Here is a 271-nt window from a genome sequence, read left to right on the forward strand (position 1 = left end):
GGTCTGGACCGATTCCGGATGGGACGGCAAGCCGGTTGCCGGCGCGGTCATCTACGAACTGCACATCGGGACATTCACGCCCGCCGGAACCCTCGACGCGGCGATCGACAGACTCGATCACCTGATCTCACTGGGGGTCGAGTTCGTCGAACTGATGCCGGTCAACGCCGTCAACGGCGCCCACAACTGGGGCTACGACGGCGTTGGCTGGTACGCGGTCCACGAACCCTACGGTGGCCCGGACGCGCTGGTCCGGTTCGTGGATGCGGCC

The 271-nt window shown here is 66.4% G+C and carries 1 pseudogene; it reads left to right on the forward strand.

The annotated features are described in order from the left end of the window. Nucleotides 1–271: pseudogene (locus tag SB717_RS35985) on the forward strand (alpha-amylase family glycosyl hydrolase); the annotation flags it as partial.

This window comes from Priestia sp. SIMBA_032, assembly GCF_046535215.1.
Taxonomy (GTDB): domain Bacteria; phylum Bacillota; class Bacilli; order Bacillales; family Bacillaceae_H; genus Priestia; species Priestia aryabhattai.